Raw genomic sequence first — 22509 nt, 5'->3', positions numbered from 1 at the left:
TTTTACTGCGACACTTTGCCGCCCTTATTGGGCTCAATACACGGATTAATCGATTCGTCAAATGGCGCGTTAAAATCGCGTCCGGTGAAATCGACTGAAGAAAAGAAGCGGGCGACGCGGTGCGTTCCCGATGGCGACGATGCCGGTCGCAGGATAAGAAACGGATAGAGGGCGGCGCTGCCGCCCTGCCGCTGCCCGTCAGGTGGAAAATGCGCGACGACGATGCCGCCGGCGGCATCGCGAAGTCATGCAGCGTCGAAGCAGCGACGGCGCATCGACCCGCACCCTCGCCGCTTCGACGGCGACGCATCCTCGCATCACGCGTCGGCCGCGTCCGGTGCCGATACCGGCGTCCAGCCGCCGCCGAGCGCACGGTACAGCGCGATCGCGTTCGCGAGCCTGAGCTGCTTGAGCCGGATCAGCTCCTGGCCCGATTCGTACGTGCTGCGCTGCGCATCGAGCAGTTCCAGATACGTCGCGACGCCGCCCGCGTAGCGGCGCTCGGCCAGCTTCAGCCGCGCGCCGTCGGCCGCATAAACGTCCTGCTGCGCGACGAGCTGGCGATCGATCCAGTCGCGTGCGGCAAACGCGTCGGCCACTTCGCGGAACGCGGTCTGCACGGTCTTCTCGTACTCGGCGACCGCGACATGCGTGCGTGCGGTCGCGACGTCGAGGTTCGCGCGATTGCGACCGCCCGCGAACAGCGGCAGCGTGATGCGCGGCGCGAACGTCCAGATGCTCGTGCCGCCCGCGAACAGGCCCGAGAGCGCATCGCTGACCGAACCGACGTCGGTCGTCAGCGCGATGCGCGGGAAGAACGCCGCGCGCGCGGCGCCGATCTGCGCATTCGCAGCCTTGAGCCGCGCCTCGGCCTGCCGGATGTCGGGCCGCCGCTCGAGCAGCTCGCTCGGCGCACCGGGCGCCACGGGGGCGATCGCGAGCGCGTCGAGCGGCGTCGCGTCGCCGGGCACGTTGCGCGCGAAATCGCCCGCGAGCAATTGCAGCGCGCGCACCGACTGTGCATGTTCGCGCTGCAACGCGGCCTGCGACGCGCGCGCGGACGCGACCAGCATCTCGGCCGAACGCAGTTCGATCGCATCGCTCGTGCCGGCCGCATAGCGGCGCTGCGTAAGCGCCGCGATCCGTTCGCGCGCGTCGAGCGTGCGCTGCGCGAGCGCGAGCTGTGCGTAGAGCGCGCGTTCCGACACGTACGCGCCCGCGACTTCGGCAATCACGCCGATCCGTACCGTGCGCCGGGCTTCAGCCGTCGCGAAATATTCGGCCAGCGCCGCGTCGGACAGGCTCCGCACGCGTCCGAACAGGTCGAGCTCGTATGCGCTGATGCCGACGCCCGCGCGATACAGCCCGCTCACCGCGCTTTCGCGCACGACCGGGTCGTACTGCCGCGTGCGCTCGTAGCCGAGATTCGCGTCGACCGACGGCATCCGGTCGGCGCGCTGCACGCCGTACAGCGCGCGCGCCTCGTCGAGGCGGGCCGCCGCGATCCGCAGGTCGCGGTTGTTCGCGAGCGCCGCATCGATCCACGCGCGCAGCGCGGGATCGGTGAAGTACGCATGCCAGTCGTCGAGCAGCGCGGCATCGGCGGATCGGCCGGACGACGCCGGTGCGGCCGCCGCGCCGCCGTCGACGGGTGTATACGCGGACGGCACGGGCGCCACCGGCCGCTCGTAGCGCGGCGCGAGCGAGCAGCCCGCGAACACGAGCGCGGCCGCCAGCGCGACCTGCGTGCGCCGCGCCGCGCACGCATTCAGGCGAAACATCATCACGATCCCTCCATCGTCGTCGGTTGCGCAGCGCCGCGCCGGCGCGGGCCGACGTCGAACAGGCGGCCGACGATCACGAAAAACAGCGGGACCAGAAACACCGCGAACACGGTCGCCGTGATCACGCCGCCGAGCACGCCGGTGCCGATCGCCCTCTGCGCGCCGGACGCCGCGCCCGACGCGAACGCGAGCGGCAGCACGCCGACGCCGAACGCGAGCGACGTCATCACGATCGGCCGCAGCCGCAGGCGCGCGGCTTCGAGCGCGGCGTCGACGAGCGACAGGCGCTGCGCGACCCGATCCTTCGCGACTTCGACGATCAGGATCGCGTTCTTCGCGGACAGCCCGATCGTCGCGATCAGCCCCACCTTGAAATAAATATCGTTCGGCATCCCGCGCAACGTGACGCCGAGCACCGCGCCGATCACGCCGAGCGGCACGACCAGCATCACCGCGAACGGAATCGACCAGCTCTCGTAGAGCGCCGCGAGCGCGAGAAACACGACCAGCACCGACAGCGCGAACAGCATCGGCGCCTGCGAGCCCGACAGCCGTTCCTCGAACGACTGCCCCGACCACGCATGGCCGATGCCGGCCGGCAGCTGCGCGGCGATGCGCTCGATCGCGGCCATCGCCTCGCCGCTGCTGTGGCCGGGCGCGGCCGAGCCGTTGATCGTGAACGACGGATAGCCGTTGTAGCGCGTGAGCTGCGGCGGCCCGAGCGTCCAATGCAGCGTCGCGAACGCCGCGAGCGGCACCATTTCGCCGCGCGCGTTGCGCACGCGCAGCTTCTTCACGTCGTCCGGATCGAGCCGGTGCAGCCCGTCGGCCTGCACGACCACGCGCCGCACCTGCGTGCCGTGCATGAAGTCGCCGATATAGTCGGAACCGAACATCACCGCGAGCGTCGTGTTGATCTCGTCCATCGACACGCCGAGCGCGGACGCCTTCGCGCGATCGATGTCGAGCTTCAGCTGCGGCGCGTCCTGCGTGCCCGCGAACATCAGGTCGGTGAGCGCGGGATCCTTGCCGCCCGCCGCGAGCAGCTGCTCGCGCGCGGCGGCGAACGCCGCATGGTCGACGCCGCCGCGGTTCTGCAGCCGGAAGTCGAACCCGCTCGTCGAGCCGAGATCGGGCAGCGCCGGCGAGTTCATCGCGAACACCGTCGTGTTCGGCGTGCCCGCAAAGCGCGCATTCACGCGCTCGACGATCGCCTGCACGTGATCGCGCACCGCCTTGCGCTCTTTCCAGTTCTTCAGCGTGACGAAGATCATCCCGCCGTTCGGCCCTTCGCCGTACAGGTTGAAGCCGCCGAGCGCATAGGTATAGGCGGCCGGCTCGTCGCGGCGGATCGCCGACTCGACCGCGCGCACGCTCTGCATCGTTTCCGCGAGCGGCGTGCCCTGCGGGCGGATCACCATCACCATGAAGTTGCCCTGGTCCTCGTCGGGCAGGAACGCGCTCGGCAGTTGCGCGAGCATCAGCGCGGCGGCGGCGCCCAGCGCGCCGTACACGACGAGCCAGCGCAGCGGCTTCTTCAGCATCGCGCCGACGCGCGTCGCGTAGCGCTGCGTCGAGCGTGCGACGAAACGGTTGAACCCGCCGAAGAAGCCGCGCTTCTCGTGGTGCGCGTCCGACACCGGCTTGAGCAGCGTCGCGCACAGCGCGGGCGTCAGCGACAGCGCGAGGAACGCGGAGAAGCCGATCGACACCGCGAGCGACAGCGCGAACTGCCGGTAGATGTTGCCGACCGCGCCGCCGAAGAACGCCATCGGCACGAACACCGAGGTCAGCACGACGGTAATCCCGACGATCGCGCCGCTGATCTGCTGCATCGCCTTGACGGTCGCGTCGTACGGCCCGAGCCCTTCCTCGACCATCAGCCGCTCGACGTTCTCGACGACGACGATCGCATCGTCGACGAGGATGCCGATTGCGAGCACCATGCCGAACATCGTCAGCACGTTGATCGAGAAGCCGGCCGCGTACATCACGCCGAACGTGCCCGCGAGCGCGACCGGCACGACCAGCGTCGGGATCAGCGTCGCGCGCAGGTTCTGCATGAACAGGAACATCACGAGGAACACCAGCACGCCGGCCTCGATCAGCGTCGTGACGACCTTGTTCATCGACACGCGCACGAACGACGAGGTCTCGTACGGAATCTGGTATTCGACGCCCGGCGGGAAATACGCGGACAGCTCGTCCATCGTCTCGCGCACGCGCTTCTCGGTGGCCACCGCATTCGAGCCCGGCGCGAGCTTGATGCCCATGCCGGTCGCGACCTTGCCGTTCACGTACGACGGATAGTTGTAGTCGTTGCCGCCGAACTCGATGCGCGCGACGTCGCGCAGCAGCAGCGCGGAGCCGTCGGCCTGCGTGCGCAGCGCGATCGCGCCGAAATCGGCGGGCGTCTTCAGCGGCGCGTCCGCGAACACGGTCGCGGCGATCGGCGCGCTGTCCGGCACCGCACTGCGGCCGATGTCGCCGACCGTCACGCGCGCGTTGTGCGCGCGCACGGCCGATGCGATGTCCGACGCGGTCAGCCCGTGCCCGGCCATCTTCACCGGGTCCGGCCAGATCCGCATCGCATATTCGGCGCCCCAGAACTGCACCTTGCCGACGCCTTCCACGCGCCGCAGCGCCTGCACGACGTTCGCCGACGCGTATTCGCCGAGCTGCACGTCGGTCATCCGGCCGTCCTCGGAGGTCAGCGACACGACGAGCTGGATGTTGTCGGCAGCCTTCTCGACCTGGATGCCGTCGCGCCGCACGGGCTCGGGCAGCCGCGCCTCGACCGTCTTCAGGCGGTTCTGCACCTCGACGGCCGCGAGGTCGGCGTTCACGCCTTGCCGGAAGGTCAGGTACAGCGACGCCATCCCGGCGCTGCTCGTCGCGGACGTGTACAGCAGCCCCGGCGCGCCGTTCATCTCGCGCTCGATCAGCGCCGTCACCGATTCCTCGACGACCTGCGCGGACGCGCCCGGATAGGTCGCATAGATGCTGACGACGGGCGGCGCGATGTCCGGATACTGCGCGACGGGCAGCGCGCGAATCGCGAATGCGCCGCCCAGCATGATGAAGAGTGCGATCACCCACGCAAACACCGGGCGATCGATGAAGAAACGTGCCATGTTGGTTTGAACCGGTCAGGTTTGACGGGCGGCCGTATGCGACGCGGCCGCGGGCGGCGCCGCTTTCGCCGGCAGCGCCTGCTCGACGGGCTTCACCGCGGTATCGGGCGCGAACTGCGCGGGGTCGTCGACGATCACGCGCTCGCCGCCCGACAGGCCGCGCGTGATGCGCCAGTCGCGGCCGCTCATCCGGTCCGCGACGACTTCGACGTCCTTGACCTTGTCGTTCGCGCCGACCACCCGCACCGACGTTCGCTCGGCCGTGCGCAGCAGCGCGTCGCGCGGCACCAGGATCGCGCGCCGGTCGACCGCCGTGTCGAGCGCGATGCGCACGTACGCGCCGGGCAGCAGTTCGCGATCCGGATTCGGAAACAGCGCACGCATCGCGACGGTGTCGGTGGTCGGATCGACCGCGAGGTCGCTGAACAGCAGCCGGCCCTTCAGCGGATACGCAGTGCCGTCCGCGCGCAGCAGCGTCACCGCGACGTCCTGCTGCGCGATGCCGGTCGCGCGGCCGCTCTTCACCGCGCGGCGCAGCGCATCGACGTCGGCGGCCGGCTGCGAGAAGTTCACGTAGATCGGATCGAGCTGCTCGACCGTCGTCAGCGGCGTCGCCTGGTCCTGGCCGACCAGCGCGCCTTCGGTGACGAGCGCGCGCCGCGCGCGGCCCGAGATCGGCGCGGTGACGGTCGCGTAGTCGAGCTGCAGCTGCGCACGTGCGAGTTCGGCCTTCGCCGACGCGACCTCGGCCTTCGCCTGCGCGTCGTCCGCGACGGCTTCGGTATGGTCGCGTTCGCTGACCGCGCGATCGCGCACGAGATCCGCATAGCGGCGACGCTTGTCGCTCGCCGCGAGCGCCGCGGCCTGCGCTTTCGCGAGCGCGCCCTGCGCGGCGTCGCGCGCGGCCTTCAGCGGCGCGGGATCGATGCGGAACAGCACCGCGCCCTGCTTCACTTCCTGGCCTTCCTCGTAGGTGCGCGCGGTGACGATGCCCGCGACGCGCGCGCGCACTTCCGCTTGCCGGTATGCGTCGAGCCGGCCCGGCAGCTCGACCGTCATCGCGACGGCGGTCGGACGCACCGTGACGACCGTCGCCTTCCGGGCGGCCTCCGGCGCCGCGTCCTTCTCGCCCTTTCCGCATCCGGCCGCGGCGAGCACGGCCGCCAGCGCGAATGGCGCCAGCCGGAGGCGGCGCGACAGGGAGCGATTGTTATTCATGGTGACCTCGGATCGTTCGCCGCCGATAAAATGCGGCGGCTCAGGGTGGCCGATTATAATCAGTCACGACTGATTAAATAAATCGCCGTCTCCATCCCGCTGCCGTACTGTCTCAATAAAACGACAGCGAAACGTAAGGAATTTCAGAACATGGCTCGCAAGACCCGGGAAGAATCGCTCGCCATCAAGCACCGGATCCTCGACGCCGCCGAACTCGTGCTGCTCGAGAAAGGCGTCGCGCAAACCGCGATGGCGGACCTCGCCGAGGCCGCCGGCATGTCGCGCGGCGCCGTGTACGGCCACTACCGCAACAAGATGGAAGTGTGTCTGGCGATGTGCGACCGTGCGTTCGCGCGCACCTCGGAAGGCTTCGACGCGAGCGACGGCCTGCCCGCGCTCGATACGCTGCGGCACGCCGCGTCGCACTATCTGCAGCAGTGCGGCGAGCCCGGCTCGATGCAGCGCGTGCTGGTGATCCTCTATACGAAGTGCGAGCAGAGCGAGGAAAACGGCGCGCTGCAGCGGCGCCGCATGCTGCTCGAACTGCAGATGCTGCGCATCACCAAGGCGCTGCTGCGCCGTGCGATCGCGGCCGGCGAGCTCGCCGCCGATCTCGATGTGCATCTCGCCGCCGTCTATCTCGTGTCGCTGCTCGAAGGCGTGTTCGCGTCGATGATCTGGACCAACCGGCTGCGCGGCAATCTGTGGAACGACGCGGAAGCAATGCTCGATGCCGGCTTCGATGCGGTGCGCACGTCCGCCGCGCTGCGCGGCAGTCGATCGCAAAAATTGCCGGATTGACGCAAAGCCTCGCAATAAATGCTGATTTAACCCGATTTACCGCAGTGCGAAACGATTGAGCCGACCCTCTTTAAAATTTTTAACGTTTGGCGGAACATCGGTAGACTGACGCTGTCATCTTTCTTTAGCGTCTTCGTGATAACCGGGTTCGACCCGCCATGCACGCTGCCGTTCGAAGCGGGTCCGCCCGCGCGTTGGGTCGAACGGAAACGACACAGGCCCCTTGCGGGGCCTGTTTTGTTGCACGCCCGCCGCCCGCCCCGTCGCCGTCCGACGAATGTGCCGCCGGTGGTCCCCGCCCACACCTCCGATGAACCGCTTTTCTGGATGTGGACACCTTGGTCAAGTCTGCTGCAACCCCTGATGCTTCCGCGCGCGGCCGCGCGCAGCGCTTCGTGCGCGCGCTCGTGCCGGCCGCCGTGCTCGGCGCGCTCGCCGCACTCGGTCTGGCCGCCGCGCTGCCGGCCGTATCGCAACTGCCCGGCGCCGTCGATTCCGGTACGGCCGTGCTGCCGCAGCGCGTGCTGTCCGATACGCCCTTTCCCACCGCGCAGCATTTCGTGACGAGCGAGCTCGCCCGCACGATCGGCGCGCGCAGCCCGCAGCCGGGCCTGTTCGCGCCGCTCAGCGCGCACCGCAACGACATGCTCGGCTACGCGAGCCTGTTTACGCTCGCGCCGCCCGAGGCCGAACACGGGATGCGCGCGGGCAATATCGAACTCACGCTGTCCGATACGCTGAACCGCCTCGACGTGCCGCCCGAAGTGCGCATCCAGCTCGGCGATCTCGTCAGCGGCAAGGTCGAGATGCGCGCGAGCGCGAAGCGCGGCGACTATTACCGCCTCGCGTTCGACGAGAACGACGGCGTGCCGCGCCTCACCGCGCTCGAACTGCGCGTGGCCGGCCGCACGTTCGGCGCGATCTGGTTCCGCGCGCCGGGCGCCGAGCATGGCGCGTACTACACGCTCGACGGCGCGCCGCTCGAAGCGGCCGCGTTCACGATGCCCGTCAAGTGGACGCGCATCAGCTCCTTCTTCGGCGAGCGCATCCATCCGCTGTCGCAGGCGATGGCGTTCCATACCGGCGTCGATCTCGCCGCGCCGACCGGCACGCCCGTCGACGCGGCCGCCGACGGCGTCGTGTCGTTCGTCGGCACCGATCCGGGCGGCTACGGCCATTACGTGATCGTCGATCATGCCGACGGCTATTCGACCTACTACGCGCACCTGTCCGCGTTCGCGCGCGGGCTCAGGACCGGCGAACCCGTGAAGCAGGGGCAGCGGCTCGGCTCGGTCGGCATGACCGGCGCGGCGACCGGGCCGCACCTGCACTTCGAGGTGCGCATCGCGAACCAGCCGGTCGATCCGCTCGTCACGCTCGCGAACGCGCAGACCGCGCTGTCGGACATGCAGCTCACCGCGTTCCGCCAGCAGGCCGCGGAATGGCGTTTCCGCCTCGCGTCGATCGATACCGCGCCATTCGCGTTCGTGCAGAACGACGGGCCGCTGTGGGGCGATTTCGCGACCGACAAGTCGACGCTGCGCGCGGTGTTCAACACGCACTACGCGGCGTCCTGACCGCGACGGCAGCCATGCGCGCGGCGGCGCTCGCCGTGCAAGCGATGTGCCGTCAGCGCGCCGGCTCCGTGCGCTCGGTCGCCGCCTGCGCGACGCGTTCCGCGCGCGGCCGGCGCGACAGCAGCCAGCGCGCCGCGCCGTCGAGCGACGTGCACAGCACCAGATAGATCGCCGCGACGAACAGGAAGATCGGCGCCGGATAGACCATCAGCCGGTTGTTCACCTGCGTCGCGACGAACGACAGCTCCGGCACGCCGACCACATACGCGAGCGACGTGTCCTTCACCAGCGCGACCCACTGGTTCACGAACGACGGCGTCATGATCCGGATCGCCTGCGGCAGCAGCACGTAGCGCACCGTCTGCCAGCGCGTGAGCCCGAGCGACAGGCCGGCCTGCCACTGCCCGTCGCCCGCCGCGACGATGCCCGCATGCACCGCGTGCGCGAGATACGCACCGCCGATCAGCGCGAGCGCACACACGACCGTGGCCAGCCCCGGCACGTCCATATGCAGCAGCACGGGCATCAGGAAGTAAGTCCAGAAAATCAGCATCAGCACCGGAATCGCGCGGAAAAAGCCGATGAATGCCAGCAGCAGCACGCGCATCGGGCCGCGCGCGAGCGCCATCGCGACACCCAGCGCCACGCCGAGCACGGCGGACGCCAGCGCCGACGCGACGGCCAGCACCAGCGACAGCGCGGCGCCGCCGAGCGGGCCGTCCGGGAAAGCGCCGACGAGCAGGTACGGCAGGTTGGCGAGCAGCAGCGAATAGTCCATCGTCAACGCCCTGCCCGCAGCCGGTCGCGCCACTGCGTGGCCGCATACGCGCCGGCCTCGATCGCCGCGACTGCCGCGACATACAGCACGGTCGCGACGCCGAACGCGGCAAAGGTCCTGAACGTCTCGGTCTCGACCTGGCGCGACGCGTACGACAGCTCGGCGACACCGATCGCCATCGCCAGCGACGAGTTCTTCACGAGATTCATGTACTGGCCGAACAACGGCGGCAGCGCGATGCGCACGGCCTGCGGCAGCACCACGTAGCGCAGCGCCTGCCACGGCGTGAGGCCGAGCGCGGCCGCCGCGTCGTGCTGCGCGCGTCGCACGCCGCGCAGGCCCGCTGCGCATTCCTCGGCGACGAACGCGGCCGTATAGGCGCTCAGCCCGATCCAGCCCGCGACGAATTCGAACGACGGCCACGCGAGCGCGAGCGGGCCCGCGTGCCACGCATGGCGCGCGTTCAGCCAGGCGATCCACGTGTCGGGCAGCAGCGACGCGACGCCGAAATACCAGAACAGCAACTGCACGAGCAGCGGCGTGTTGCGGAACGCGACGATGTACGCGGCCGCCGCCGCACGCGGCACGGCACCGCGCGCATGTCGCATGACCGCGAGCAACAGCCCGCCGAAAGTCGCCGCGAACGCCGACGCGGCCGCAAGACCGAGCGTCAGCAGGAAGCCCTGCCAGAGCCACGACAGATATTTGGGCGCCAGCCCGAGCATGCCAGGGTCTGCCAGCATAGGGAACGTAGGTGCGGTGTTTCGGGAACGGCGCGCGCGATGCGCGCGGCCGAAAGAAAACGAAGCGATGCGGAACGCGCCGCGATCCGCCTACGCCGGTCGCATCGGCGCGCGGATCGCGGCAGACCGATCAGGTCTTGTCGCCGATGCGGAAGATGCGCGTGAGCGGCGTCCTGGTGGTCGGGCCGAACCACGCGTCGTAGATCTTCGCCGCGCGGCCGCTCGCCTCGAGCCCCTTCAGCGTGTCGTTGACGAAGCCGAGCAGGCGCGTCTCGCCCTTCGGCACGCCGACGCCCATGTAGTCGTTCGAGATCGTGAACGCGGGAATCTCGTAGTTCTGCTTGTCGGGCACGTTCGCGAGCAGGCCGATCAGCTTCGGCCCGTCTTGCGTGATCGCCTGCACGTTGCCGGCACGCAGCGCGGCGAACGCGAACGGCGTGTCGTCGTACGCGACGATCGTCGCGTTCGGATACTTTTCGCGCAGCGTGATCTCGTTGGTGGTGCCCTTGTCCGCGCCGACGCGCAGGCCGTTCAACTGATCGGCGGACTTCAGCACGCCCTTTTTCGCGAGAAACTGCTGGCCCGACGAAAAATACGGAATGCTGAAATCGACCTGCTTCGCGCGCTCGTCGGTGATCGTGAAATTCGCGAGCACCAGGTCGACCTTGCCGGAAGTCAGGAACGGGATGCGGTTCGCCGGGTTGGTCGGCTGGAGCTGCAGCTTCACGCCGAGCTTGTCGGCGATCGCTTTCGCGTAGTCGACGTCGAGACCGACGATGTGATTGCTTTTCGCGTCGACATAGCCGAACGGCGGATTGCTGTCGAACGTCGCGACGCGCAGCACGCCGGCCTTCCTGATGTCGTCGAGACGGTCCGCATGCGCGGCGGTGCCTGCGGTGACGAGCGCAACCCCGACGAGCCACGCAGCGAGAGTGTGGATTTTCATGAGCACGACCTGATTTGTTATGAAGGCCGCCGCGGATCGCGCGGCGGCCGGTTCGAGGAACATCGCGGCGTGGTGTGTCGCCGCGAAGCCGCTAACGTATCAGCGCGCGCGGCGAATCCGAACCAACAAATGGTGCTTTGCTCTGCGGGTTTCGTGATGAGCGCGGGCCGCGCCGTGCGGGATAAAAAAACGCCCGCTGCAAGCAGCGGGCGAGAATCCCAGTCAAGGAGGTGTCACACGAACTACGTGCCCAGATTAAGGAAATCGCCCGCGGCCGGCAACGAAGCGATTTCGATATCGTTATCGCATGCGCCGCGATGAGCTTGCACGCGTTCACGCGAAGCGATGCGCACACGCAAAAAAAAACGTCCCGCCGAAGTGACGGGACGTTGTCGTTTACAGCGATCGCTTGCGGCGGACCGGTCCGCCGCCGGTCACGGCTCGTGACGCAGGTAGCCTTCCTTGCTCGGGTCGCGCATCCGCCACGACACGATCAACGAGATCGCGCACAGCACGGTCACGTACCAGTAGAAGGTTTCCTCGCTGCCGACCGACTTGAACCACAGTGCGACATATTCCGCCGAGCCGCCGAAGATCGCGTTCGCGACCGCGTACGACAGGCCGACGCCCATCGCGCGCACTTCGGGCGGGAACATCTCGGCCTTGATCAGGCCGCTGATCGACGTGTAGAAGCTGACGATCGCCAGCGCGATCGTGATCAGCACGAACGCGGCCACCGGGCTCGTCACGTCCTTCAGCGCATGCATCAGCGGCACCGTGCCGATCACCGCGAACGTGCCGAACAGGATCATCGACGTGCGGCGGCCGATCTTGTCGGACAGCGCGCCGAACACCGGCTGCATCAGCATGTAGACGAGCAGCGCGACGGTCATCACGTTGCTGGCCGTCTTCGCATGCATGCCGGCCGTGTTCACGAGGTACTTCTGCATGTAGGTCGTGAACGTGTAGAAGATCAGCGAGCCGCCCGCGGTGAAGCCGACCACCGTGAAGAACGCGCCCTTGTGCTGCCAGACGCCGCGGATCGTGCCCGCGTCCTTCTTGTCGCGCGACGCGCTGGTCGACGTTTCGTCGAGCGACTTGCGCAGATACAGCGAGATCAGCGCGGCGGCCGCGCCGACCACGAACGGAATGCGCCAGCCCCACGCCTTCAGGTCGTCCGGCGACAGCGTTTGCTGCAGGATCACGAGCACGAGCAGCGCGCACAGCTGGCCGCCGATCAGCGTCACGTACTGGAACGACGCGAAGAAGCCGCGCCGGCCCTTCAGCGCGACCTCGCTCATGTAGGTCGCGCTGGTGCCGTATTCGCCGCCCACCGACAGCCCCTGGAACAGGCGCGCGACCAGCAGCAGCGCCGGCGCGAGCGCGCCGATCTGCGCGTAGGTCGGCAGCACCGCGATCACCAGCGAGCCGCCGCACATCATCAGCACCGAGATCATCATCGCGGTGCGGCGGCCGTGCCGGTCGGCGATGCGGCCGAACAGCCAGCCGCCGATCGGGCGCATCAGGAAGCCGGCCGCGAACACGCCGGCCGTGTTCAGCAGCTGCGTGGTGGTGTTGCCGCTCGGGAAGAACGCCGGCGCGAAGTACAGCGCGCAGAACGAGTAGATGTAGAAGTCGAACCACTCGACGAGATTGCCCGACGAGGCGCCGACGATCGCGAACACGCGCCGCCGGGTATCGTGCGCGGACAGCGCGGCTTGGTCGGTCTGGACGTCCATGGGTTGGTCTGTTCCTTATAGTGCTTGCTGGGCGTGACGGCTGACGCGCCGCCGCATGGAGTCGCACGTGGCACCGGTTCCGGCGCACGGCGCTACGGGATTTTAGCGAAATGTAAAGTAACAGGCTCTCCGGGTTCGTCCCGATGTAGAAAATTTTTCTCCCGTAATTCGTTCGTCACATGAAAACGCCAGCCCGAAGGCTGGCGTCCGATGCAAACCCTGCACGCGCGGCCGCGCGATCACACGCGCACCTCGGGCGGCGTGTAGCGGCACTCGTAGCGCTTGCGCACGGTGCCGGCCTCGTCGACGCTCTCCAGATACACGTCGAACTGCCAGAGCCGCGCCATGTGCTTGAGCACCTCGTCGCTGTCGTTCGACAGATGGCGGTTGTCGGTCATGAAGTGGCGCAGCGTGAGGCTGCGGTCGCCGCGCGTGTTCACCGCCCACACCTGGATGTTCGGTTCTCGGTGATGGATGTCGTACTGCCGCGACAGCGCCTGCCGCACGTACTGGTAGCCGGACTCGTCGTGGATCGCCGACACTTCGAGCGAGTCGCGCATGTCGTCGTCGAGCACCGAGAACAGCCGCATCTCGCGGATCAGGTGCGGCGACAGGTACTGCGCGATGAAGCTCTCGTCCTTGAAGTTGCGCATCGCGTAGTGCATCGCCGGCAGCCACGGGGTGCCCGCGATTTCCGGGAACCACTTGTAGTCCTCCTCCGTCGGCGACTCGCAGATCCGCCGGATGTCGCTCATCATCGAGAAGCCGAGCGCATACGGATTGATCCCGCTGTAGTACGGCTTCGTGACGGGCGGCTGATAGACCACGTTGCTGTGCGAATGCAGGAACTCCATCATGAAGCCGTCTTCCAGCTTGCCCTGGTTGTACAGCGTGTTCAGCAGCGTGTAGTGCCAGAACGTCGCCCAGCCTTCGTTCATCACCTGGGTCTGCCGCTGCGGATAGAAGTACTGGCCGATCTTGCGCACGATGCGGATCACCTCGCGCTCCCACGGCTCGAGCAGCGGCGCGTTCTTCTCAGCGAAATACAGCAGGTTCTCCTGCGGTTCGGGCGGATAGCGCTCCTCCTGCTCTTCCATCTGCTCGGGCTTCTTGCCCGGCAGCGTGCGCCACAGCTCGTTGACCTGCGACTGCAGGTACGCTTCGCGCTCGCGCCGCAGCGCGGCTTCCTTGGACAGCGACGGCTTCTGCGGCCGCTTGTAGCGGTCGACGCCGTAGTTCATCAGCGCATGGCACGAGTCGAGCAGTTCCTCGACGCGATCGAGGCCGTAGCGCTCCTCGCACTCCGCGACGTAGTTCTTCGCATACACGAGATAGTCGATGATCGCGTGCGCGTCGGTCCACAGCCGGAACAGGTAGTTGCCCTTGAAGAACGAGTTGTGGCCGTACGCCGCGTGCGCGATCACGAGCGCCTGCATCGTCATCGTGTTCTCTTCCATCAGATACGCGATGCACGGATTCGAGTTGATGACGATTTCGTACGCGAGGCCCATCTGGCCGCGCCGATAGCTCTTCTCGGTCGCGAGGAAGTGCTTGCCGAACGACCAGTGGCGATAGTTGACGGGCATCCCGACCGACGCATAGGCGTCCATCATCTGCTCGGCGCTGATCAGCTCGAGCTGGATCGGGTAGATGTCGAGTTCGTACTGCTCGGCGACCTGCGAAATATGCGTGTCGTATTCCTCGAGCAATTCGAACGTCCAGTCGGACGGGCACGGCAGCGGCTTGCGTTCGGCAACGTTCATACGCGCTTCCTTTTGCCCGGCACCGGGCAAATCGGCGGCCGGCGCCGACGTTCCGGCCGGGCCGCGCTGCTGCGGTGCGGCATGGCCGGTATCGTCGCCGGAGGGGCGCGGCTCATAGCCGCGCGACTCGTTGTGCAGGTGGCGGGTCGTCATGACATTTCCACCTGCTTTTCGAACAATTCGCGAAAGACCGGGTAGATGTCGGCAGCCGATTCGACTTTTTTCATCGCGAGATGCGGTTGCGACAGCGCCAGCTGCGCGTACTCCAGCCACAGATTCTGCTCCTCCGGCGCCACCTGGATATACGCGAAATAACGCGTCTTCGTGAGGATATCCTCTTCCAGGATTTTGCGACACTTCGGCGAATCGTCAGTCCAGTTGTCGCCGTCGGACGCCTGCGCGCCGTAGATGTTCCATTCCGTCGGCGAATAGCGCTCGTTCATCACCTTGCGCATCAGCTCCAGCGCGCTCGACACGACGGTGCCGCCGCTTTCGGTCGAATGGAAGAAGGTGTCCTCGTCGACCTCCTCCGCCCGCGTATGGTGACGGATGAACACGACCTCGATGCGCTCGTAGTTGCGCTTCAGGAACAGGTACAGCAGGATGAAGAAGCGCTTCGCGAGATCCTTGCGCTGCTCGTCCATCGAGCCCGACACGTCCATCAGGCAGAACATCACGGCCTGGCTCGACGGCTGCGGCTGCTTCACGCGATTGATGTAGCGCAGGTCGAACGGATCGATGAACGGAATCCGCCAGATGCGCCCCTTCAGATGATGGATCTCCGCCTCGAGCACCGCGATTTCCGCACGGCGGTCCTCGGTGTCGTTCTTCAGCGCCTCGAGCTGCGCTTCGAGCTCGTGCAGCTCGTTGACGAGCGGCGAGCCGAGCGCGATGCGCCGGCCGAGCGCGCTGCGCAGCGAGCGCACGACGTCGATGTTGTTCGGCGTGCCTTCCGCCGACCAGCCCGCGCGCACGTTCTTCCAGCTCGGCACCGTCAGCAGGTGCGTCTTCACGAGCCGCGGCAGTTCGAGATCGTCGAAGAAATACTGCATGAATTCGTCGCGCGACAACTCGAACACGAAGTCGTCCTGCCCTTCGCCCTCGTTGCTGGCCTGGCTGCCGCCGCCGCCCGCGCCGCCCTGCGGGCGCGGAATCTTGTCGCCGCGCACGTAGTCTTCGTTGCCGGGATGCACGTATTCGCGACGCCCGCCCGGCCCGTGGCGGAACGTCGGTTCCGCGATGTCCTTGCGCGGAATGGTGATGCTCTGCGTGCTCTGGATATCCTTGATGCTACGATCGCGCACCGCGTCCGACACGGCGCGACGAATGTAGTTCTTGACGCGACGCAGGAAGCGTTCGCGATTGGCAATGCTCTTGTTCTTGCCGGCCAGCCTGCGGTCGATGATTTGATGAAGCACTCCCGGTCTCCCGCTCGAATGTCGATTTGCCGGGACGCTCGCCGTACATGCCGTCTCCCGTCATGCGGGCGGCGTCTCTGAGGTTACCCGTGCGGAGGGCCCGCACGGGCGCGGTACCGCGCGTGTCATGACGACTTGCGCACGCGCAGGTACCAGTCGCAAAGCAGCCTCACCTGCTTCGGCGTATAGCCCTTCGCGACCATCCGGTTCACAAAGTCTTCATGCTTGCGTTGCTCCTCGGCCGAGCCCTTCGCGTTGAACGAAATGACCGGCAACAGTTCCTCGGTATTCGAGAACATCTTCTTCTCGATCACGACGCGCAGCTTCTCGTAACTCGTCCACACGGGGTTCTTGCCGGCATTCGCCGCCCGCGCGCGCAGCACGAAGTTCACGATCTCGTTGCGGAAATCCTTCGGATTGCTGATCCCGGCCGGCTTCTCGATCTTCTCCAGCTCCGCGTTCAGCGCGGCGCGATCGAAGCTCTCGCCGGTGTCGTGGTCGCGAAATTCCTGGTCCTGGATCCAGAAGTCCGCATACGTGACGTAGCGGTCGAAGATGTTCTGCCCGTACTCCGAATACGATTCGAGGTACGCCGTCTGGATCTCCTTGCCGATGAATTCCGCGTAGCGCGACGCGAGCACGTCCTTCACGAACGACAGGTACTTCTGCTCGGTTTCCGGCGGGAACTGCTCGCGTTCGATCTGCTGTTCGAGCACGTACATCAGGTGCACGGGGTTCGCCGCGACCTCGCTCGAATCGAAGTTGAACACGCGCGACAGGATCTTGAACGCGAAACGCGTCGATACGCCCGTCATCCCTTCGTCCACACCCGCGTAGTCGCGATACTCCTGGTACGACTTCGCCTTCGGATCGGTGTCCTTCAGGTTCTCGCCGTCGTACACCTGCATCTTCGAGAACAGGCTCGAATTCTCCGGCTCGTGCAGTCGCGACAACACCGAGAACTGCGACATCATCTTCAGCGTGCCCGGCGCGCACACGGCCTCGGCAAGCGACGAGTTGCGGATCAGCTTCTCGTAGATCTTCACCTCTTCCGACACGCGCAGGCAGTACGGCACCTTCACGACGAAGATCCGGTCGAGCAGCGCCTCGTTGTTGCGGTTGTTGCGGAACGCCTTCCATTCCGACTCGTTCGAGTGCGCGAGAATCACGCCGTCGAACGGAATCGCGCCGAAACCTTCGGTGCCCTTGAAGTTGCCTTCCTGCGTGGCGGTCAGCAGCGGGTGCAGCACCTTGATCGGCGCCTTGAACATTTCGACGAATTCGAGCAGGCCCTGGTTCGCGAGGCACAGGCCGCCCGAGTAGCTGTACGCGTCGGCATCGTCCTGCGCGTACTGCTCGAGCTTGCGGATGTCGACCTTGCCGACCAGCGACGAGATATCCTGGTTGTTCTCGTCGCCCGGCTCGGTCTTCGCGATGCCGATCTGCCGCAGGATCGACGGATAGCGGCGCACGACGCGGAACTGGCGGATGTCGCCGTTGTACTCGTGCAGCCGCTTGACGGCCCACGGGCTCAGGATGCTCTTCAGATATCGGCGCGGAATGCCGTATTGCTCTTCGAGGATCGGGCCGTCTTCGTCGTAGTCGAACAGCCCGAGCGGCGATTCGTTGACGGGCGAACCCTTCAGCGAATAGAACGGCACGCGTTCCATCAACTGCTTGAGACGCTCGGCGATCGACGACTTGCCGCCGCCCACCGGACCGAGCAGATAGAGGATCTGCTTCTTCTCTTCGAGCCCTTGCGCAGCGTGGCGGAAATACGCGACCACCTGCTCGATCACCTCCTCCATTCCGTAGAACTCGCGGAACGCCGGATACACCTTGATGACCTTGTTCGCAAAGATGCGCGACAGGCGCGGATCGTTGCGGGTATCGATTTGTTCTGGTTCCCCGATTGCAGCCAGCATGCGTTCGCCGGCCGTAGCATACGCGGACGGATCGTTCTTGCAGAGCGCGAGATACTCCTCAAGCGAGAACTCTTCCTCTCGCGTTTTTTCGAAGCGGTTCGCGAAGCTGCTGTAAATATCCATGCTACCTCCCTCGCCTATGTCTGAAGACGTGCCTGCCTTCCATGACTGCGCAGAAGCAAGCGCGTTCGAATTCATCCTAAACCCTTTCTTATTTTTTTTCACGAACTCGTTGTATGAAGTTCGTCATTCTCGTCACACGGCTTGGACAACGCATTTCGTCGCTCTACAATCGACTTCCCGAGCCGCAGAAATTGCATCCGCCGCGTCTCGTCGAGCGACGGAACCTCTCGTGCGTTGGACGGTCCGCCGTCGCCTGCGCCTCCCCTTCATCCCTATACGTTCGAAGCGACGTTTCGGACGACACGCAGCGCGCACCGTTACAAATTTTTTTCACAGCGCCCTTGCTTACGGAAATACCCGTACCGCCAACGCATGCACGACGTGACATGACGTGCGCGCCGCACGTTCCGCGACATGCGAGGGTCCGCGCGAGACCGAATCGCGTCGGTCGCCGAAACGACGACGCCCGCAAGATGCGGGCGTCGTTCTTTATCAAATGGGGAGAGATGCGCCGCGCGCGGCTCAGAACGTTTCCCAGTCGTCGGCGCCGGCGGCGACCGGTGCCGGTGCAGCGGACAGCTCACGCGCCGGCTGCGCGGACGCTGCGGGCGTGCGCCGAGACGGTGCAGCGCGACCGTCGCGCGCGGCCGCCGGAACGGGCGCCTGCGCCGGTCGCGATGCCGGCGCAGGCGTCGCCCGCAGCGCGCCCGTCCCGAGCGCCGCAGAAGGCGTCGCACCGTCATCGACCCGAAACACCGCAACCGTCTCGCGCAGGCGGGCAGCCTGTTCGTCGAGCGACTGCGCGGCGGCCGCTGCTTCCTCGACCAGCGCCGCATTCTGCTGCGTAACCTCGTCCATCTGCGCGACCGCGCGCGCGACCTGGTCGATGCCGCCGCTCTGCTCCTCGGACGCCGCCGCGATCTCGCCCATGATGTCGGTCACGCGCTGCACCGCACCGATCACCTCGGTCATCGTGCGCCCCGCTTCGTCGACGAGCGTCGAACCCGTACGGATGCGCTCGACCGACGCGTCGATCAGCGCCTTGATTTCCTTCGCCGCGGTCGACGAGCGCTGCGCGAGGCTGCGCACCTCGCCCGCGACGACCGCGAAGCCGCGCCCGTCTTCGCCGGCGCGCGCGGCTTCGACGGCTGCGTTCAGCGCGAGGATGTTGGTCTGGAACGCGATGCCCTCGATGATCGCGATGATGTCCGCGATCTTCGCCGAACTCTGGTTGATCTCGCCCATCGTGCCGACGACCCGGCCGACCACCGTATTGCCGCGGTTCGCAATCTCCGACGCATTGGCGGCCAGCGCGCTCGCCTGGCGCGCATTGTCCGCGTTCTGTTTCACGGTGCCCGTCAGCTGCTCCATGCTCGACGCGGTTTCCTGCAATGCAGCAGCCTGCTCCTCGGTGCGCGACGACAGGTCGATATTGCCTGCCGCAATCTGCCGCGCCGCGGTCGCGATCGACTCGCTGCCGCCGCGCACGCTGCGCACCGTGTCGACGAGCCCGCGCTGCATCTTCGCGACGCCGTCGAGCAACTGGCCCATCTCGTCGCGGCGCTGCGCGACGATCGCGCGGCGCAGGTCGCCGGCGGCGATCGCGTCGAAATGCGCGAGCGCGTCGGCCAGCGGACGGCCGATCGCGCGGCTCAGCGTCAGCCACGACAGCAGCGCGGCGCCGAAGCCGGCCGCCAGCGCGACGATCGACAGCACCTGTATCGTCGCGAACACCGACTCGGCGTGGTCGAACCCGGTTTGCGCGTCGCCGAACTGGAATTTGCGCAGCGCCTCGCTCGCGACCGCGAGGTCGTTGTAGCGCGCCTGGAGCGCCTTCGCACCGTCGCCGATCCGGTCGCGCTGATCGGCCGTCACCACGCTGGCGAACGCGTCGCAGCTGCGCTGCAGCGCCTGCCGCTTCGCGGCGACCTCCTGGGCGAGCCGGTCTTCCTCCGGGCCGCGCGGCAGCGCGAGATATTTCTGCCACCATGCGTCGGACTGCGCGCGCATCTCGCGGCTGCGCGCGATCGCCGCTGCCGAATCGGCCGTGCCGGCCAGCAGCGCCGCACGATCGAGCGCCAGGCGCTCGCGCGCAGCGAACAATTCCGCGCTCGCGACATCGACCGCACTCGGCATCTGGTTGGTAAAAATGTCGCGCGCCGAATCGTTCGCGCGTGTCATTCCGACCAGCCCCAGCACGCCGATCGCAGCCAGCAGCGCGGCAAGAAACGCCATCGTGATACCGATTCGCGCACGAATCGTCAGGTTTCTGAACACCATCATCCTTCCTGTGTTGCGTCGTATGAACGGGCGAGGCGCGTCGCTTCAAGGCAGTGCCTCGCCCCGTGCATTTACGACCGCGCGGCGCGCAACTTGATGGTGTTCATGTCAAATAAGTGAACAATTCGTTTTTTGATTGCCAATTCATGAACAATTGACACGCCATTCGACACGCGCTGCGCGCAGGAGCGAAGGGCAAACGATGGACGAATCGCCGCCGGATTCGGCGGGACGAGGAAAAAGCGCGTGCGCGTCACACCGGACCGGCCGCGCGCGATCCGGCCCTTTGCAGCGCTACGCGGCGAGTTCGGCGAGCGTCGGGATCGACGGCTGCGCGCCCGCGCGCGTGACCGACAGCGCGGCCGCGCGCTGCGCAAAGCGGACCGATGCGTCGATGTCCGTGCCGGCCGCAAGCTGCGCGGCAAAGCCGCCGATGAACGTGTCGCCGGCTGCCGTCGTGTCGACCGCCTGCACCGCCGGCGCCGGATAGTGGCGCGCGATGCCGTCGGCCGTCAGCGCCAGCACGCCGCGCGCACCGAGCGTGACCAGCACGTTGCGTGCCCCGCCCGCCTGCAGCGCGCGCGCGGCGGCCTCGGCATCGGCCGGATCGCGCACCGGCAGCCCCGTCAGCGCGGCCGCTTCGAGCTCGTTCGGGATCAGGTAGTCGACCAGCGGCAGCCAGCCGGACGGCAGCGGCGCAACGGCCGGGGCCGGATTGAGCACGACTGTGCGGCCGAGCCGCCGGCCGGCCGACAGCGTCGCGAACACGGCGTCCGGCGGCGTCTCGAGCTGGCAGATCAGCACGTCGGCGGCCGCCAGCGCGGCTTCGTGGCGCGCGACCGTGTCGGGACCGACCTCGCCGTTGCCGCCCGCGACGATCACGATCGCATTCTGGCTCGCGTCGTCGACGACGATCAGCGCGACGCCGGTCGACGCCGAGGCACTGGTCGCGAGCCCCGCGCAGTCGATGCCTTCCGCTTCGAGGCCCGCACGCAGCGCAGCGCCGTGCGCGTCCGCGCCGACGCAGCCGATCATCGCGACCCGCGCGCCGAGGCGCGCCGCGGCGACGGCCTGGTTGCCGCCCTTGCCGCCCGCTGCCTGGGCAAACGCATGGCCGGCCAGCGTCTCGCCCGGCAGCGGCAGCCGCGGCGCCCGGACGACGAGATCCATGTTGAGGCTGCCGACCACCGTCACGCGGCCGGCGCCCGCCGCCGGCGCGGTCATGCGCGCGGGCCGGCCGCGGCCGGCTCGCGGTACACCGCGGTTGACTCGCGCAGTACGAGGCGCGGCGACACGACGCGACGGCGGCTCGGCGCGACCGATGCGCCGCCGCCGATCCGCTCGATCAGCGTTTGCGCAGCCATCTCGCCGAGCGCGCGCACCGACTGGCCGACCGTCGACAGCGCCGGATACGTGTAACGGGAAAATTCGATGTCGTCGAAGCCGATGATCGAGCAGTCGTCGGGCACGCGCATCCCGCGCTCGGCCGCCGCGCGCAGCGCGCCGACGCCCATCAGGTCGTTGCCGGCAAAGATCGCGCTCGGCTGCACCGTCTCGAACAGCCGCGCCGCCGCGTGATAGCCGCCGAGGCACGAAAAGTCGCTTTCGGCGATCGCGCCCGGCACGATGTCGATGCCGCGCTCGGCCATCGCGCGAATGAAGCCGTGCACGCGCATCGCGCTGACGGCCGTGTCGGTCGGCCCGGTGATGCAGCCGATCTTCGCGTGTCCGAGCTCGAGCAGGTGGCGGGTCGCGAGGTACGCGCCGCGCTCGTGGTCGATCTGCACCAGATCGGCCGCGAGCCCCTCGATGTTGCGGTCGACGACGACGAGCGGCGCATGCGCGTCCGCGAGCGTCTGCGCAAGCACGGCGTCCTCGCCGGCCGACGCGACGATCAGCCCGTCGATGCGCTTTTCCTGCAGCACGCGCAGGTAGTTGCGCTGCTTGACCGGATCGTCGTCCGAATTGCAGAAGAACACGCAATAGCCGTTCGCCGCGCACTGGTCCTCGATGCCGCGCGCCAGTTCCGCGAAGTACGGATTCGTGCTGTTCGGCACGACGAGGCCGATGGTTGCGGTCGCGCGCGCCTTCAGCGAGCGGGCGACGGCCGACGGCACGTAGTTCAGCTCGCGGATCGCGATCTCGACCTTCGCACGCACGTCCGCGGACACCGGCCGCGAATTGTTCACCACGTGCGAGACGGTCGTAAACGACACGCCCGCCATGGCCGCTACATCCTTGATCGTCGCCATTTCCCGTTTCTCTCTGGTCCGTTCTGTT

Annotated in this window: 15 protein-coding genes; 2 read left to right on the top strand and 13 right to left on the bottom strand. The window is 67.3% G+C overall.

The features are described from left to right. Window positions 1–317: 317 nt before the first annotated feature. The 3 genes from BST28156_RS21940 to BST28156_RS21930 are packed head-to-tail and all read right to left on the bottom strand — an operon-like array spanning window position 318 to window position 6136. On the bottom strand, window positions 318–1781 hold the full coding sequence (locus BST28156_RS21940; protein ID WP_174903365.1) for an efflux transporter outer membrane subunit: 1464 nt from the start codon (window positions 1779–1781) through the stop codon (window positions 318–320). Window positions 1782–1783: 2 nt separating this feature from the next. Further along, window positions 1784–4918: a multidrug efflux RND transporter permease subunit gene (locus BST28156_RS21935; protein WP_174903352.1), complete on the bottom strand. Its 3135-nt coding sequence runs from the start codon at window positions 4916–4918 to the stop codon at window positions 1784–1786. A gap of 15 nt (window positions 4919–4933) precedes the next feature. Next, a complete protein-coding gene (locus BST28156_RS21930; protein ID WP_174903351.1) occupies window positions 4934–6136 on the bottom strand; it encodes a MexX/AxyX family multidrug efflux RND transporter periplasmic adaptor subunit in 1203 nt (400 codons plus the stop codon). Window positions 6137–6286: 150 nt separating this feature from the next. Here BST28156_RS21930 and BST28156_RS21925 point away from each other — a divergent pair, with 150 nt between their 5' ends. Together BST28156_RS21925 and BST28156_RS21920 are read left to right on the top strand one after the other, a co-directional pair. Next, window positions 6287–6937, top strand: coding sequence for a TetR family transcriptional regulator (locus BST28156_RS21925; protein WP_174903350.1), 651 nt, complete (start codon window positions 6287–6289; stop codon window positions 6935–6937). Between the two features lie 338 nt (window positions 6938–7275). Further along, a complete protein-coding gene (locus tag BST28156_RS21920; protein WP_060243867.1) occupies window positions 7276–8514 on the top strand; it encodes a M23 family metallopeptidase in 1239 nt (412 codons plus the stop codon). 52 nt (window positions 8515–8566) lie between these two features. Here the strand turns inward: BST28156_RS21920 and BST28156_RS21915 are convergent, their stop codons facing one another. From BST28156_RS21915 to BST28156_RS21870, 10 genes are all read right to left on the bottom strand, one after another. Next, the gene (locus BST28156_RS21915) at window positions 8567–9292 is read right to left on the bottom strand and encodes an amino acid ABC transporter permease (protein WP_174903349.1); all 726 of its coding nucleotides are present in this window, start codon (window positions 9290–9292) and stop codon (window positions 8567–8569) included. Between the two features lie 2 nt (window positions 9293–9294). Continuing rightward, window positions 9295–10017 carry an amino acid ABC transporter permease gene (locus tag BST28156_RS21910; protein WP_174903364.1) on the bottom strand — a complete coding sequence of 241 codons (723 nt, stop codon included), beginning with the start codon at window positions 10015–10017 and terminating at the stop codon, window positions 9295–9297. Between the two features lie 148 nt (window positions 10018–10165). Further along, window positions 10166–10981, bottom strand: a complete 816-nt coding sequence (locus tag BST28156_RS21905) for an ABC transporter substrate-binding protein (protein WP_060244049.1) — start codon at window positions 10979–10981, stop codon at window positions 10166–10168. 434 nt (window positions 10982–11415) lie between these two features. Continuing rightward, window positions 11416–12720, bottom strand: coding sequence for an MFS family transporter (locus tag BST28156_RS21900; RefSeq protein ID WP_060243860.1), 1305 nt, complete (start codon window positions 12718–12720; stop codon window positions 11416–11418). A 239-nt stretch (window positions 12721–12959) separates the two neighbouring features. Next, entirely contained in the window at window positions 12960–14636 is a 1677-nt protein-coding gene (locus BST28156_RS21895; protein ID WP_060243858.1) for a SpoVR family protein, read from the bottom strand. After that, window positions 14633–15901, bottom strand: coding sequence for a YeaH/YhbH family protein (locus tag BST28156_RS21890; protein ID WP_060243855.1), 1269 nt, complete (start codon window positions 15899–15901; stop codon window positions 14633–14635). Before BST28156_RS21890 ends, BST28156_RS21895 begins: the two co-directional genes overlap by 4 nt. 125 nt (window positions 15902–16026) lie before the next feature. Beyond that, window positions 16027–17949, bottom strand: a complete 1923-nt coding sequence (locus BST28156_RS21885; protein ID WP_060243852.1) for a PrkA family serine protein kinase — start codon at window positions 17947–17949, stop codon at window positions 16027–16029. Window positions 17950–18471: 522 nt separating this feature from the next. Then, window positions 18472–20229: a methyl-accepting chemotaxis protein gene (locus tag BST28156_RS21880; protein ID WP_174903348.1), complete on the bottom strand. Its 1758-nt coding sequence runs from the start codon at window positions 20227–20229 to the stop codon at window positions 18472–18474. Between the two features lie 294 nt (window positions 20230–20523). Next, on the bottom strand, window positions 20524–21453 hold the full coding sequence (rbsK, locus tag BST28156_RS21875) for a ribokinase (RefSeq protein ID WP_174903347.1): 930 nt from the start codon (window positions 21451–21453) through the stop codon (window positions 20524–20526). Then, window positions 21450–22481 (bottom strand): LacI family DNA-binding transcriptional regulator, encoded by a 1032-nt coding sequence (locus tag BST28156_RS21870; protein ID WP_060243848.1) that lies wholly within the window; start codon window positions 22479–22481, stop codon window positions 21450–21452. Before BST28156_RS21870 ends, rbsK begins: the two co-directional genes overlap by 4 nt. Window positions 22482–22509: the final 28 nt, after the last annotated feature.

The sequence above is a fragment of the Burkholderia pseudomultivorans genome (assembly GCF_902499075.1).
In the GTDB taxonomy this organism is placed as follows: Bacteria; Pseudomonadota; Gammaproteobacteria; order Burkholderiales; family Burkholderiaceae; genus Burkholderia; species Burkholderia pseudomultivorans.
Note: the sequence above shows the minus strand (reverse complement) of the source record. Positions and strands in the feature narration are given on the sequence as shown.